This window comes from Pseudomonas sp. FSL W5-0203 (assembly GCF_001896155.1).
GTDB lineage: Bacteria > Pseudomonadota > Gammaproteobacteria > Pseudomonadales > Pseudomonadaceae > Aquipseudomonas > Aquipseudomonas paracarnis.
On sequence record NZ_MPOR01000008.1, the window covers coordinates 151529 to 165938 of the forward strand.

A 14410-nucleotide genomic window follows, 5' to 3' on the forward strand; every position below is an offset into this window, starting at 1 on the left:
ATAGTGTGCTTTTACGGGTTCAATCGCCGATAAACATAACTCATTACAAGTTCAATATAGAGTTCAATTCCGGCTCAGGGAAGCAATAAACGATGCCAATGTCCGCCGTTCTCGAAAACACTGCAAAAACAAAAACGCAAAAACAGTGGCTCGCCGGGCTGGTGACCAGCGTGATGTTCCTGATCGTGTGCCTGAGTTGGGGCACCACGTGGCTGGGCATCAAGATCGCCGTCGAGAGCGTGCCGCCGCTGACATCCGCCGGCCTGCGCTTTCTCATCGCGTTTCCGCTGTTCCTGTGTTTTGCCATGGTGCGCCGTGAGCCGATCCTGTTTCCCCGGGAAAGCAGCTGGTTCTTCGTGTTTGTGACCCTGTCTTACTTCAGCGTTCCCTACTATTTGCTCAACTACGGCGAAATGCATGTGTCGTCGGGCCTCACCGCCCTGCTGTTCAGTTGCATGCCGGTATTCATCCTGATCTTCTCGGCGCTGTTCCTGCGCGAGCGCATCTATTTTTCCCAGGTGGTCGGCATAGGCATCGGTTTCGGCAGCCTTTACATGATCATCAAGAGCCAGGGCCTGCACCTGGACCACGCCGAGTTCTTCGGGGTACTGGCCATTCTGAGCGCCGCGATCATGCACGCCTTGTGCTATGTCATTACCAAGCAAAAAGGCAGCGCCATCAGCGTCATCACCTACAACACCCTGCCCATCGGCATTGCCGGGCTGATGCTGTTCCTGGCCGGCCTGTGGTTTGAAACACCAACGTTCGACGCCATTACCCTGCGCTCCTGGAGCGCGCTGTTCTACCTGGGGCTGGTGGCCTCGGTGGGCGGGTTCATTGTGTATTTCATGCTGCTCAAGCGCCTGAGCCCGATCATCCTGTCGTTCGTGTTCATCATCTTCCCGGTGTTCGCGGTCATCATCGGTGCCTGGTACGAAGGCGTGGAAATTTCCCGCGACCTGATGCTGTACTCGGCGATCCTGCTGGCCGGCTTTGCGATCACCAAGTTGCCGATTGAAAAACTCATGGCCAAGAAAAAGTGACCCTCAACCAACGCGAGAGAAACATGGACGTCCTCCGCCCCATCGCCCTGGAACAGATCTACGCCCACGCCAGCCGCAGCTACCCCGAGGAGTGCTGTGGTTTCGTCTTCGCCGACGGCAGCGTGTACCTGGGCAGCAATATCCAGAATGAACTGCACCGCAAGAACCCCGAGATGTACCCACGCAGCGCGGCCAATGGCTACACCTTTTCGGTGGCCGACACCCTGCTGATGAACAAGGCGTTTCGCAGTGACAACCCGGTGGTAGTGATTTACCACTCACACCCGGATGTGGGCGCCTATTTCAGTGACGAAGACCAGGACAAGGCACTGTTCCTGGGCGAGCCGATCTTCCCCGTCAGCTACTTGGTGGTGGATGTCCGCCAGGGCCAGGCCCTGGGCTCCAAGCTGTTTGCCTGGGATGGCAAGCATTTCTCCCTTCAACCTTTCAACGACCTGCACACGGAGTTGTCCATGAACGCTGTCTCTTTCCCCGACATTCTGGTTCGCGTGGCCAAGCTGCCGGAATCGACCCTTGAGGGCGCCGGATCGACATTGCGCGAAGTCATTGAAAATCTCTGCACCCATCACCCCCAATTGCGTCAGCACCTGTTCCATGAAAAGAACGACCAGCTCAAGGAACACTTCCTGTTTACCGCCGAGGAGGCGTTGATCGACGCCGATGAACCCCTGCCAGCAAAAGCCCGGATCGAAGTGTTGCTCGCCACTTCAGGTGGCATGGACATCGATGCCCTGAGCAACGAAGAAGTGCAGCGCTATGTGCGCCACATCACCCTGCCAGGCGTCGGCCGCGAAGGCCAATTGAACCTGAAGAAAGCCAAGGTGCTGGTCATCGGTACCGGCGGCCTGGGCTCGCCCATCAGCCTGTACCTGGCGGCGGCCGGCATCGGCACCCTGGGGCTGGTGGACTTTGATGTGGTGGAAAGCAGCAACCTGCAACGCCAGATCGTACATGGCAACAGCACCCTGGGCATGCCCAAGGTCGAGTCCGCCAAGCAGCGCCTGCTGGACCTCAATCCGCATATCCAGATCAACGCGTACAACACCGCGCTCAACAGCGACAACGCCCTGGCACTGGTGGGCGCCTATGACCTGGTGATCGACGGCACCGACAATTTCGACACCCGCTACCTGGTCAACGACGCCTGTGTGCAGCTGGGTAAACCCTTGGTGTACGGCGCCATCTACCGTTTCGACGGGCAGATCAGCGTGCTCAACTATAAAGGTGGGCCGTGCTATCGCTGCCTGTTCCCCAAGGCCCCACCCGCAGAGCTGGCGCCCAATTGCAGCGCGGGCGGTGTGATCGGCGTGTTGCCGGGCGTGGTCGGTATGATCCAGGCCACCGAGGCGATCAAATTACTGATCGGCATTGGCGAACCCTTGTCCGGCCGCTTGATGCGCTTCGACGCGCTGGCGATGAAGTTCAGCGAGATCCGCTTCAAGCGCCGCGCTGACTGCCCCTGCTGCTCGGACCTGCGCCACAGCGAAACCGTCGCGCCGGCCACCTGCGCCGATGCCTTACCGAGCCAGCCCTCCCTGGCCGCGGAACGCTACATCAAGCCCCAGGTGCTCAAGCAAGTGCTCGAACACCCTAGCAGCGCCGATGTATTGCTGGACGTGCGCGACGCCAGCGAACTGGAAGTGTGCAAATTACCGGGCGTGGTGCATATCCCGCTGGCAGAACTGGATGGGCAGCTCGCCAGTCTGAGCCGCGACAACACCCACTACCTGATCTGCTACGCAGGCACCCGCGCCGAGCAAGCCGCCAGCACCCTGTTGGCCGCTGGCTTTGCCAACACCAAAGTCCTGCAGGGTGGCATGAAACATTGGGTTCGCGACGTCGAACCTGACATGCCGCTGTACTGAGAGTGGGGACGTGCTGATGCTGCATAACTCCATTCTCGACGTGATCGGCCAGACGCCGATCGTGCGTCTGGCCCAGTTTTCCGAAGACCTCGGCATCGAGGTCTACGCCAAGCTGGAGTCGCTCAACCCCGGTGGCAGCCACAAGGCGCGCATCGCCCTGGGCATGATTCTGGATGCCGAGCGCCGCGGTGTGCTGATCCGTGATTCCGGGCAGACCATCATCGAACCCAGTGGCGGCAACACCGGCATTGGCTTGGTAATGGCCGGCAATGTGCTGGGCTACAAAGTGGTGCTGGTGATCCCTGACAACTACAGCCCGGAAAAACAGAAGCTGCTGCGTCTGTACGGCGCCAGGGTAGTGCTGTCCGACAGTCGCCTGGGCAATAACTCCCACGGCGAAAAGTGCATGGAGCTGCAGTTGGAGAACCCCAACTACGTGATGCTCAACCAGCAACGTAATGGCGCCAACCCCCAAACCCACCGCGACACCACCGCTCCGGAAATCCTTCGCGCCTTCGGTGAACAGCGCGTGGACTACTTCGTCAGCGGCATTGGCACCGGGGGCCATATCACCGGTATCGGCGAAACCCTCAAGGCCGCCTGGCCCGCGCTGCGAGTGATGGGCGTAGAACCGGAAGAATGCGACCTGCTCAAAGACCGGCACGCGGCGCACGGGATCCAGGGCCTGTCGATCGGCCTGATCCCCAGCATCCTCAACCTGGACGTGATCGACGGCATGCTCAAGGTGTCGCACGCCGATTGCCTGGACATGATCAAACGCATCATGCGCACCGATGCCATCAGCCTGGGGCTGTCTTCGGCCGCCAACATGGTCGCCATCGCCCAACTCGCCCCCGAACTGCCGCCTGAAACGGTGGTGTTGACCATGGTCTACGACAATGCCGACAGCTACCTGCCCAGTTTCGAGTAACCGGGCTTTTAACCATTCAACATACGGGGGTGTCTCCATGGGGGGCTTTATCGACATGCAACAGCTGCACGATGAGTTGCTCACCCACCTCATCACCACCCTCACGCCCAGACAGATGAAGCAGCTGGAGCCGCACCTGGCGCCGTTGATTCAGAACGCCGCGCAGGCGGTGGCCGAGGACCTGATTGCCTATGCCTATCGCGACCCCGCGTCCCGTGGGCGCGGTGAGTTGATCCTGGAATCCTACGCCTCGTTCAAGGCCGTGCTGTTCTACCGCCTTGCGCACCTGGTGTGGCATTTCCAGGGCGCAGACAACGGCGATTTTTCGCGCATGGCCCTCAAGCTGAGTAACCAGGGCAAGATCCTCTCCGGTGCCGAGATTCACCCGGCAGCGCGCATCGGCCGTCGCTTTGTGCTGGACCATGGCTACGGCACCGTCATCGGCGAAACCTGCGTGATCGGCAACGACTGCTACATCCTCTGCGGCGTGACCCTGGGTGCGCGCGGTATTGCCAACAACCCGGACGGCAAACGCCACCCGCGCCTGGGCAACAACGTCGAAGTCGGCGCCGGCGCCCGGGTGCTGGGCTATGTTTCGATCGGCGATAACGTGTTTATCAGCCCCTCCTGCGTGATTACCCAAGACGTGCCGGCAGGCACCAAGGTCAAGGTGGTCAACCAGATCCAACTGCAAAAAAACGATGAATCGGACCACAGCAACTACCTCGGCGCCTTTGCCCTGGATGAGCGCTTGCACGTGGTGGGCGAAGTGAGTGCCGGCCACAAGGTCACCGTGCTGGACGCCGACTTTCATCCCCTGCAAGGGCTGATGCTTGAACCCACGGTGAAAGAGCGGCATCACCTGCAGTTTCGTCTGCGTCGCCTCGACACCGGCGAACAACTGCCACGCCTGCCGCTGAACCTGAAGGTATGCGGGCCGGAATTTGAAATCACCCTGCTCTCTCCCCCTGGCTTGAGCGCACTGGTGCGCCACCTCTTGCAAGCCACCCCATTGATCGTCGGAGGTTGAACATGTCCGTGCATACCATGGAAACCCTGGCGCTGTTTGACAGCGCGCCCTACCAGAACGCCTTCAGCGCCCGGGTGATTGCCATCAGCGAACAGGGTATCGCCCTGGAGCACACCCTGTTCTACCCCACCGGCGGCGGGCAACCAGGCGATACCGGTCACCTCACTCTGGCCGATGGCACACGGGTGCAAGTGACCGGCACCGTGCGCGACCCGGTGTTGCGCTCGATCATCTGGCACCAGGTGGACCACTACCCCGAACAGTTGGCCGCTGGCGTCCAGGTCGACGCTGGGCTGGATTGGGAGCGGCGCTACCAGCACATGAAGATGCACACTTGCCTGCACTTGCTGTGTTCGCTCATCGACGCGCCCGTGACCGGTTGCAGCATCAGCGCAGATAAAGGCCGCCTGGATTTCGACCTGCCAGAAATGACCTTGGACAAAGATCGCCTCACCCAAGACCTCAACGCCCTTATCGAACAAGCCCACGCGGTCCAAACTCTGTCGATGCCCGCCACCGAGTACGCGACCCTGCTGCAGATCACCCGCACCCAGGCGGTTGCGCCGCCGGTGGTCTCCGGTTCGGTCCGGGTGATTGAAATCCCCGGCATCGATATCCAGCCCTGCGGCGGCACCCATGTGCTCAATACCGAGGAAATCGGCCGGGTGTTCTGCGAAAAGATCGAGAAGAAGAGCAAGCACAACCGCCGGGTGATACTGCGGTTTGAATAGATTCTGAAGCAGAACTTCAATCAACTGTGGGAGCTGGCTTGCCTGCGATAGCTGACATCCAGTCAATTCATGTGGGGCTGACACACCGCTATCGCAGGCAAGCCAGCTCCCACATTAACCGCGTTGTTTTTCAGATCGTGAGCAGGTCCATGAAACGGTTGACTGGCGTCGCCTCAAGCCGTGCCTGATCGTTGCACAACGCAAAGATTTCGGCGCTGCGTTGCGCAGTGAACCGCGTGGCCAGGTTGGCCTTGAACTTGTCTTCCAGCAATTGAATGCCGTCCACCCGACGGCGACGATGGCCAATCGGATACTCCACCGCCACCTGCTCGGTGCAGGTGCCATCCGTGAAAAACACCTGCACCGCATTGGCAATGGAGCGCTTGTCGGCCTCCAGGTATTCGCGGCTGTAGCGCGGGTCTTCGATGACGACCATCTTGTCGCGCAGCTCATCGATGATCGGGTGGGCCGCGTGGAAATCATCTTCATACTGCTCGGCCACCAGGTTGCCGAACGCCAAGGGCACGGCGGTCATGTATTGCAGGCAGTGGTCGCGATCAGCGGCGTTGGCCAATGGGCCGACCTTGGAAATAACGCGAATCGCCGACTCGTGAGTCGTGATCACGATGCGGTCGATTTCATGCAGGCGATGCTCGACCAGCGGGTGCAGGGCGACTGCCGCTTCACAGGCAGTTTGCGCGTGAAACTCGGCCGGGAAGCTGATCTTGAACAGCACGTTCTCCATCACGTAGGTGCCGTAGGGTTGGGGCAGGCTGAACGCGCGCTTATCCTCGGGCTTGAGCGCCAAGTCCTTGTTGGTGTGGCTGAACAGCACGTCGTAGAAGCCCCACTGCGGCGCACTCAATACACCGGGGATGCCCATTTCGCCACGCAAGGCGATGTCTGCCAGGCGTACGCCGCGGCTCGATGCATCGCCTGCGGCCCAGGATTTGCGCGAGCCGGCATTCGGTGCATGGCGATAGGTGCGCAGCGCCTGGCCATCGACAAAAGCGTGTGACAACGCCGATAGCAGTTGCTCGCGGTTGGCCCCCATCAGCTTGGCGGTGACCGCCGTGGAGGCGACTTTCACCAGCAACACATGGTCGAGACCTACCCGGTTGAAGGAGTTCTCCAAGGCAATCACCCCTTGGATTTCGTGGGCCATGATCATCGCTTCCAACACTGCACGCACGGTCAGCGGCGCGTCGCCATTGGCCAGGCGCTTTTGCGACAGGTGATCGGCCACGGCGAGGATGCCGCCAAGGTTGTCCGAAGGGTGGCCCCATTCAGCGGCGAGCCAGGTGTCGTTGTAGTCGAGCCAGCGCACGATGCAACCGATATCCCAGGCGGCCTTGACCGGGTCCAGGCGAAACGAAGTGCCCGGCACCCGTGCGCCAAACGGCACCACGGTACCCTCTACCATCGGCCCCAGGTGCTTGGTGCACTCGGGGAAGCGCAGGGCCAGCAGGCCACAGCCGAGGGTGTCCATCAGGCAGTTGCGGGCGGTATCCAGGGCGTCCTGGGAGTCGATGCGGTAGTTGAGGACGTAGTCGGCGATGTCCTGCAACACCGGGTCGTAGTCGGGACGGTTGTTCTGGTCGACGTTGGCGCTCATGGCGGTTCTCCTAAAAGTTGGGGTTGTTCCTCAAGCTCAAGGTTGATGTTGATCGTTCCCACGCTCCGCGTGGGAACGCATCCCGTGACGCTCTGCGTCACAGCAGGACGCAGAGCGTCCCAGGCGACGTTCCCACGCGGAGCGTGGGAACGATCAAGCTAAAAGGCGTCGCCGGGGATGCGTACGTAGCCTTCCATCAACACCCGTGCACTGCGGCTCATAATGGCTTTTTTCACCACCCATTCACCGTCCACCTGGCTGGCCTCGGCGCCTACGCGCAAAGTGCCGGACGGGTGCCCGAAGCGCACGGCATTGCGCTCTACGCCGCCCGCCGCCAGGTTGACCAAGGTGCCGGAAATCGCCGCGGCGGTGCCAATCGCCACCGCCGCGGTGCCCATCATCGCGTGGTGCAGTTTGCCCATCGACAAGGCGCGCACCAGCAGGTCCACATCGCCGGCCTGGATCGCCTTGCCGCTGGAGGCCACGTAATCGGCAGGTTTGGCGACGAACGCCACCTTGGGCGTGTGCTGGCGCTGGGCGGCTTCGTCCAGGTGTTTGATCAGGCCCATGCGCAACGCGCCATACGCCCGCACGGTCTCGAACATCGCCAGGGCCTTGGGGTCGCTGTTGATCGCGCCTTGCAGCTCGGTTCCGGTGTAGCCCAAGTCCTGGGCATTGATGAAAATCGTCGGGATACCGGCGTTGATCAACGTGGCCTTGAAGGTACCGACGCCGGGTACCTCCAGGTCGTCGACGAGGTTGCCAGTGGGGAACATCGAACCACCACCGCCCTCTTCTTCCGCCGCGGGGTCCATGAATTCCAACTGCACTTCGGCAGCCGGGAAGGTCACGCCGTCCAGTTCAAAGTCGCCGGTTTCCTGCACCGCGCCGTCAGTGATTGGCACGTGGGCGATGATGGTCTTGCCGATATTGGCCTGCCACACCCGCACCACGGCCACGCCGTTATGGGGTACGCGGGCCGCATCGACCAGGCCGGCACTGATGGCGAACGAACCCACCGCCGCCGACAGGTTGCCGCAGTTGCCGCTCCAATCGACAAATGGCTTGTCGATGGAGACCTGGCCGAACAGGTAATCCACGTCGTGATCGGCGCGGCTGCTTTTGGCCAGGATCACGGTCTTGCTGGTGCTCGAGGTGGCACCCCCCATGCCGTCGATCTGCTTGTCATAGGGGTCGGGGCTGCCAATCACCCGCAGCAACAAGGCGTCGCGTGCAGGGCCCGGCACCTGCGCCGCGGCGGGCAGGTCCTGGAGGCTGAAGAACACGCCCTTGCTGGTGCCGCCACGCATGTAGGTGGCGGGGATTTTGATTTGCGCTACGTGTGCCATGGTTATCCTCTTCAGGCGGTCGCCTTTGATTCCAGGAAGTCCTGGGCGAAACGTTGCAACACGCCACCGGCTTCGTAGATCGACACTTCTTCGGCGGTGTCCAGGCGGCAGGTCACTGGCACCTCGACACGTTCGCCATTCTTGCGGTTGATCACCAGGGTCAGTTGCGCACGCGGGGTGCGCTCGCCGACCACGTCATAGGTTTCACTGCCGTCGATTTGCAGGGTGTGGCGGTCGGTGCCTGGCAGGAACTCCAGGGGCAACACGCCCATGCCCACCAGGTTGGTGCGGTGGATGCGCTCGAAGCCTTCGGCGGCAATCGCTTCCACACCGGCCAGGCGTACGCCCTTGGCCGCCCAGTCGCGGGACGAACCTTGGCCATAGTCGGCGCCGGCGATGATGATCAGCGGTTGCTTGCGCTCCATGTAAGTCTCGATGGCTTCCCACATCCGCGTGACCTTGCCTTCCGGCTCGATGCGCGCAAGAGAGCCCTGCTTGACCTTGCCGTTTTCCTGCACCATTTCGTTGAACAGTTTCGGGTTGGCGAAGGTGGCGCGCTGCGCCGTCAAATGGTCACCCCTGTGTGTCGCGTAGGAGTTGAAGTCGACCTCGGGCAAGCCCATTTTCGCCAGGTATTCACCGGCGGCGCTGTCCAGCATGATCGCGTTGGACGGCGACAAGTGGTCGGTGGTGATGTTGTCCGGCAGCACCGCCAGCGGGCGCATGCCCTTGAGCGGTCGTGCACCGGCCAGCGCGCCTTCCCAGTACGGCGGGCGGCGGATATAGGTGCTTTGTGGACGCCAGTCGTACAGCGGCGTGACCTTGGGCCCGGTGTCTTCGTGGATGGCGAACATCGGGATATACACCGCACGGAATTGCTCGGGTTTTACCGAAGCCTTGACCACCGCGTCGATCTCTTCATCGCTCGGCCAGATGTCTTGCAGGCGGATTTCGTTGCCGTCGGCATCCAGGCCGAGCACGTCCTTCTCGATGTCGAAACGGATGGTACCGGCAATCGCATAGGCCACCACCAGCGGCGGCGACGCCAGGAAGGCTTGCTTGGCGTAAGGGTGAATGCGCCCGTCAAAGTTGCGGTTACCCGACAACACCGCGGTGGCGTACAGGTCGCGGTCGATGATCTCTTGCTGGATCACCGGGTCGAGTGCGCCGGACATGCCGTTGCAGGTGGTGCAGGCAAAGGCCACCACGCCAAAACCGAGTTTTTCCAGCTCATGGCCCAGGCCGGCTTCTTCCAGGTACATGGCCACGGTTTTCGAGCCCGGCGCCAAAGACGACTTGACCCACGGCTTGCGGGTCAGCCCCAGCTTGTTGGCGTTGCGTGCCAACAGGCCGGCGGCAATCACGTTGCGCGGGTTGCTGGTGTTGGTGCAACTGGTGATGGCAGCGATGATCACCGCGCCGTCGGGCATTTGCCCCGGCACGTCATCCCATTGGCCGGCAATGCCTTTTGACGCCAGGTCGCGGGTGGCCAGGCGGGCATGGGGGTTGCTCGGGCCGGCCATGTTGCGCACGACGCTGGAGAGGTCGAAGCTCAGGCTGCGCTCGTACTGCGCGCCTTTCAAGTCGTCCGCCCACAGGCCGGTGTGACGTGCGTATTGCTCGACCAAGGCGACTTGTTCGTCTTCGCGGCCGGTGAGTTTGAGGTAAGCGATGGTTTGCGCGTCGATGTAGAACATCGCGGCGGTGGCGCCGTACTCCGGGGCCATGTTGGAGATGGTGGCACGGTCACCCAAAGTGAGTGCCGACGCCCCTTCGCCGAAGAACTCCAGCCAGGCGCCGACCACCTTTTGCTGGCGCAGGAACTCGGTGAGCGCCAGCACCATATCGGTGGCGGTGATGCCCGGTTGCAGCTTGCCGGTCAATTCCACGCCCACGCTTTCCGGCAGGCGCATCCACGACGCGCGGCCGAGCATCACGCTCTCGGCTTCCAGGCCACCGACGCCGATGGCGATCACACCCAGGGCGTCTACGTGAGGCGTATGGCTGTCGGTGCCGACACAGGTATCCGGGAAGGCCACGCCGTCACGCACTTGAATCACCGGGGACATTTTCTCCAGATTGATCTGGTGCATGATGCCGTTGCCCGGCGGGATCACATCGACGTTCTTGAAGGCCTTTTTGGTCCACTCGATGAAGTGGAAACGGTCTTCGTTGCGACGGTCTTCAATGGCGCGGTTTTTTTCGAAGGCTTGCGGATCAAAACCACCGGCCTCGACGGCCAGGGAGTGGTCGACGATCAATTGGGTGGGCACTACCGGGTTGACCTGCGCCGGGTCGCCGCCTTGCTGGGCGATGGCATCGCGCAGGCCGGCGAGGTCGACAAGAGCGGTCTGGCCGAGGATGTCATGGCACACCACGCGGGCCGGGAACCACGGGAAGTCGAGGTCGCGCTTGCGCTCGATCAGTTGGCTCAGGGACGCGTCGAGGGTGGCCGGGTCGCAACGGCGCACCAGGTTCTCGGCGAGCACGCGCGAAGTGTAGGGCAGCGTGGCGTAGGCGCCGGGGGTGATTGCCTCGACAGCCGCACGGGCGTCGAAGAAATCCAGGCGGCTGCCGGGGAGCGGTTTGCGAAATTCAGTGTTCATCGTCAGGACTCGGTCACGGTAAGTTCGAAAGGTGAACTGTCGACACTGGCTTTGTTTCCTGTGGGAGCTGGCTTGCCTGCGATGGCATCACTGTGGTGTGACAGGTACACCGAGGTGATGCCATCGCAGGCAAGCCAGCTCCCACACACAAGCACATGAGCCAGCGGGCACAGCCCATCCCATTCAGCGACGTTCGATTGGCACGAACTTGCGCTGCTCAACGCCGGTGTACTCGGCGCTTGGACGGATGATGCGGTTGTTGGCGCGCTGCTCGAACACGTGCGCAGCCCAGCCAGTCAGGCGCGAGCATACGAAAATCGGCGTGAACAGCTTGGTCGGGATGCCCATGAAGTGGTACGCCGAGGCATGGTAGAAATCGGCGTTAGGAAACAGCTTCTTCTGTTCCCACATGGTCTTGTCGATGGCTTCGGAGACCGGGAACAACACGGTGTCGCCCACTTCGTCAGCGAGCTTTTTCGACCAGCCCTTGATCACTTCATTGCGCGGATCGCTGTCTTTATAGATCGCGTGGCCAAAGCCCATGATCTTGTCTTTGCGCGCCAACATGCCAAGGGTGCCTTCAACCGCTTCCTGGGCCGAGGAGAAACGTTCGATCATTTCCATCGCCGCTTCGTTGGCACCGCCGTGCAGCGGGCCGCGCAGGGAGCCGATGGCAGCGGTGACGCAGGAATACAGGTCGGACAATGTCGATGCACACACCCGTGCGGTGAAGGTCGAAGCGTTGAATTCGTGTTCAGCGTAGAGGATCAGCGACACGTTCATCACTTTGACGTGCAGCTCGCTCGGTTTCTTGCCATGCAGCAGGTGCAGGAAGTGGCCACCGATGCTCGGCTCGTCGGTCACGCAGTCGATGCGCTGGCCGTCGTGGCTGAAGCGATACCAGTAGCACATGATCGCCGGGAACGCGGCGAGCAGGCGGTCGGTGACATCGCGCTGCACGCTGAAATCTTTCTCCGGCTCGATATTGCCCAGGAACGAGCACCCGGTGCGCATCACGTCCATCGGATGGGCGTCGGCGGGGATGCGTTCGAGCACTTCTTTCAGGGCCTGGGGCAGGTCACGCAGTTTGCTCAGCTTGTTGCTGTAAGCGGCCAGTTCGGCCTGGGTTGGCAGTTCACCGTACAGCAGCAGGTAGGCGACTTCTTCAAACTGGGCGTCGGCGGCCAGTTCGCGTACGTCGTAGCCACGGTAGGTCAGGCCGGCGCCGGCCTGGCCCACGGTGGACAGTGCAGTCTGCCCGGCGACCTGGCCACGCAGGCCAGCACCACTCAATACTTTTGCTTCAGCCATGTTCGTTCTCCAATTTTGTAGTTGTTCAGGGAACCACAGGGTTTATTTTTTCGCGGCGAACAGCGCGTCGAGCTTCTGCTCGAAGGTGTGGTAGTCGATGCGATCGTAAAGCTCCATGCGCGTTTGCATGGTGTCGATCACATTCTGCTGGGTACCGTCGCGACGAATCGCGGTGTAGACATTCTCGGCCGCCTTGTTCATGGCACGGAAAGCCGAGAGCGGGTACAGCACAATGGAAACATCCGCAGATTTCAACTGTTCGGTGGTGTACAGCGGTGTGGCGCCGAACTCGGTGATGTTCGCCAGGATCGGCGCCTTCACGCGGGAGGCGAACAGCTTGTACATCTCCAGTTCAGTGATGGCTTCCGGGAACACCATGTCGGCACCGGCCTCGATGCACGCGGCGGCACGCTCCAGCGCGGACTCCAGGCCCTCGACCGCCAGGGCGTCGGTGCGCGCCATGATCACGAAGCTGTCATCGGTGCGCGCATCCACGGCGGCCTTGATGCGGTCGACCATTTCTTGCTGGGACACGATTTCTTTGTTGGGGCGATGACCGCAGCGCTTGGCGCCCACCTGGTCTTCGATATGGATGGCGGCGGCGCCGAACTTGATCATCGACTTGACGGTACGTGCCACGTTGAACGCCGAGGAGCCGAAACCGGTGTCCACGTCCACCAGCAGCGGCAGGTCGCACACGTCGGTAATGCGACGCACGTCGGTGAGCACGTCATCCAGGCCGGTGATACCCAGGTCCGGCACGCCGAGAGAGCCGGCGGCTACACCGCCACCTGACAGATAAATCGCCTTGAAGCCGGCGCGCTTGGCCAAGAGCGCATGGTTGGCATTGATGGCGCCCACCACTTGCAAGGGCTGTTCGCTGGCGACGGCGTCACGGAAACGCTGGCCGGGAGTGCTGTTGTTGTTGGAACTCATGACTCACCTCGTGATGAAGGCGCACCGTCCGGGAAGTGACGGGCAATGTTGCGTTTGGAGGCGCCGATATGCCGGCGCATCAACAGTTCGGCCAGTTCACCGTCGCGATCGGCAATCGCGTCCAGAATGCGGTGATGCTCGGCAAAGGCCTGGCGTGGACGATTGGGGGTGGCGGAGAACTGGATGCGGTACATGCGCACCAGTTGATACAGCTCGCCGCAGAGCATTTGGGTGAGGGTGCGGTTACCGGCACCTTGAATGATGCGGTAGTGAAAATCGAAGTCGCCTTCCTGCTGGTAATAGCCGACACCGGCCTGGAACGCCGCATCCCGTTCGTGGGTGTGCAACACCTGGCGCAGCTCCTCGATCTCTGCGTCAGTCATACGCTCGGCGGCCAGGCGACAGGCCATGCCCTCTAAGGACTCGCGAATCTCATACAGTTCGACCAGCTCGGCGTGACTCAAAGACACCACGCGTGCGCCGACATGAGGCACCCGCACCAGCAGGCGCTGGCCTTCCAGGCGATGGATCGCTTCGCGCAGCGGGCCGCGACTGATGCCGTAGGTGCGCGCCAGCTCCGGCTCGGAAATCTTGCTACCGGGGGCGATTTCGCCTTTGACGATGGCGGCCTGGATACGCCGGAAGACGTTCTCTGACATGGTCTGGGAATCGTCTGGTGCCACCGATGGTTTTTCCAGTTGCTCCAGCATATTGTCGACACCTTTAAAATCAATGCCGCAAAAATTAGCCAATAAGCCTCTCATAGTCAAAGAATAAATACACATTGTCGACAATCGTCTAATAACCCCATCAATCGCCCGCCCAGGCATGGCCGCCTGCCAGCGCTGGCGCCAAAAAAGCATCATGTTAGAATGCCCGCCGCTTTTGCCTGACATCAAATGATGAAAGGGCGCACCCGAGATTGCGCAGCAATGCCAGTCCCCATGAAATGAACAGTGCACTGCCCTGCCT

Annotated in this window: 11 protein-coding genes; 5 read left to right on the forward strand and 6 right to left on the reverse strand. The window is 61.4% G+C overall.

Features of this window, described 5'->3' with window-relative positions; genetic code table 11:
* Positions 1-98 precede the first annotated feature (98 nt).
* From BOP96_RS10190 to BOP96_RS10210, 5 genes are read left to right on the forward strand one after another with little or no spacing between them, the layout of a single operon-like run.
* Positions 99-1043: a DMT family transporter gene (locus BOP96_RS10190; RefSeq protein WP_073452600.1), complete on the forward strand. Its 945-nt coding sequence runs from the start codon at positions 99-101 to the stop codon at positions 1041-1043.
* Between the two features lie 23 nt (positions 1044-1066).
* Positions 1067-2929, forward strand: a complete 1863-nt coding sequence (gene moeB, locus BOP96_RS10195; protein ID WP_019820550.1) for a molybdopterin-synthase adenylyltransferase MoeB — start codon at positions 1067-1069, stop codon at positions 2927-2929.
* A gap of 16 nt (positions 2930-2945) precedes the next feature.
* Positions 2946-3860 (forward strand): PLP-dependent cysteine synthase family protein, encoded by a 915-nt coding sequence (locus tag BOP96_RS10200; protein WP_003193306.1) that lies wholly within the window; start codon positions 2946-2948, stop codon positions 3858-3860.
* Positions 3861-3897: 37 nt separating this feature from the next.
* Positions 3898-4890 carry a serine O-acetyltransferase gene (locus BOP96_RS10205; RefSeq protein WP_020302626.1) on the forward strand — a complete coding sequence of 331 codons (993 nt, stop codon included), beginning with the start codon at positions 3898-3900 and terminating at the stop codon, positions 4888-4890.
* A gap of 2 nt (positions 4891-4892) precedes the next feature.
* On the forward strand, positions 4893-5621 hold the full coding sequence (locus tag BOP96_RS10210) for an alanyl-tRNA editing protein (protein WP_073452603.1): 729 nt from the start codon (positions 4893-4895) through the stop codon (positions 5619-5621).
* Positions 5622-5751: 130 nt separating this feature from the next.
* Here the strand turns inward: BOP96_RS10210 and prpD are convergent, their stop codons facing one another.
* The 6 genes from prpD to BOP96_RS10240 all read right to left on the reverse strand — a co-directional run bounded on the left by prpD (position 5752) and on the right by BOP96_RS10240 (position 14148).
* A complete protein-coding gene (prpD, locus tag BOP96_RS10215) occupies positions 5752-7236 on the reverse strand; it encodes a 2-methylcitrate dehydratase (RefSeq protein ID WP_073452605.1) in 1485 nt (494 codons plus the stop codon).
* Between the two features lie 158 nt (positions 7237-7394).
* Complete coding sequence (gene prpF / locus BOP96_RS10220) at positions 7395-8585, reverse strand: 2-methylaconitate cis-trans isomerase PrpF (RefSeq protein WP_058410716.1); 1191 nt, start codon at positions 8583-8585, stop codon at positions 7395-7397.
* 11 nt (positions 8586-8596) lie between these two features.
* Positions 8597-11191, reverse strand: coding sequence for a Fe/S-dependent 2-methylisocitrate dehydratase AcnD (acnD, locus tag BOP96_RS10225; protein ID WP_020302623.1), 2595 nt, complete (start codon positions 11189-11191; stop codon positions 8597-8599).
* 183 nt (positions 11192-11374) lie between these two features.
* Positions 11375-12502 carry a bifunctional 2-methylcitrate synthase/citrate synthase gene (prpC, locus tag BOP96_RS10230; protein WP_014719499.1) on the reverse strand — a complete coding sequence of 376 codons (1128 nt, stop codon included), beginning with the start codon at positions 12500-12502 and terminating at the stop codon, positions 11375-11377.
* A gap of 42 nt (positions 12503-12544) precedes the next feature.
* On the reverse strand, positions 12545-13438 hold the full coding sequence (prpB, locus tag BOP96_RS10235; protein WP_003193320.1) for a methylisocitrate lyase: 894 nt from the start codon (positions 13436-13438) through the stop codon (positions 12545-12547).
* Positions 13435-14148, reverse strand: a complete 714-nt coding sequence (locus tag BOP96_RS10240; protein WP_014719500.1) for a GntR family transcriptional regulator — start codon at positions 14146-14148, stop codon at positions 13435-13437. The genes prpB and BOP96_RS10240 overlap by 4 nt, the downstream gene beginning before the upstream one ends.
* Positions 14149-14410: the final 262 nt, after the last annotated feature.